Origin of the sequence: Streptantibioticus silvisoli (genome assembly GCF_027947535.2) — a bacterium.
In the GTDB taxonomy this organism is placed as follows: domain Bacteria; phylum Actinomycetota; class Actinomycetes; order Streptomycetales; family Streptomycetaceae; genus Streptantibioticus_C; species Streptantibioticus_C silvisoli.
The window spans coordinates 1-773 of record NZ_JAAGKO020000129.1 but is presented as its reverse complement, the minus strand read 5'-3'; the positions used below and the strand labels follow the sequence as shown (position 1 = coordinate 773).

General features: G+C 69.7%; 1 protein-coding gene. It reads right to left on the bottom strand.

Annotation, left to right across the window (positions count from 1 at the left end):
• Window positions 1–758, bottom strand: a 758-nt coding sequence (locus POF43_RS34375) for a SpnB-like Rossmann fold domain-containing protein (RefSeq protein ID WP_282704966.1), incomplete at its 3' end; no start/stop codon positions are given.
• Between the last annotated feature and the right edge of the window lie 15 nt (window positions 759–773).

Here is a 773-nt window from a genome sequence, read left to right as displayed (position 1 = left end):
TCCAACTGCACCGACCGCACCAACCCCCACACACCCGCACCCGCCACATCCGACACCACATCACCCACCGCACCACACGTCACCACCACCAAACGCGACCCACCACACCCCTCATCCCCCACCCAACGCCGCACCTCATCCAGTACGTCCACCACCGCGTCCCGCACCACCGACCCGTCCGGACAGACGGCCCCGTCCGCAGACGCCGCCGCACCGACCGGAAGCACCACCACGCCGGGAAGGTCCGCGCGGTCGCCCACCGGAGCGACCTCGACGCCCGCCGCCGCCAGTCCCCTTCCGGCCCCGAGCAGGTCAGCGCCCAGCAGCGCCACCGCGCCGAGTTCCGGCACCGTCCCGGACACCGGGAACCTCATCCACTCCAGCCGGTAAACGTCCCCCACCCCAGCAGCCGCTCCGGCCCGCTCCAACTGCCCCGCCACCACCGGACGCACCGCAAGCCGCTCCACCGACACCACCGGAACACCCTCACCATCCACCGCCACCACCGAAAAACCACCCACACCCACCGGCGACAACCGCACCCGCAACACCGACGCACCCGACGCCCACAACGACACCCCCGACCACGAAAACGGCAACCCCACACCACCAAAACCACCAACACCATCCCCGCCCGAACCATCACCCGAACCACCCACCACCACACCCGCCGCCGCAGCCTGCAACGCACCATCCAACAACCCCGGATGCAACCCAAAACGACCCGCCCGACCCCACTCACCCTCCGGCAAACACACCTCAGCAAACACCTC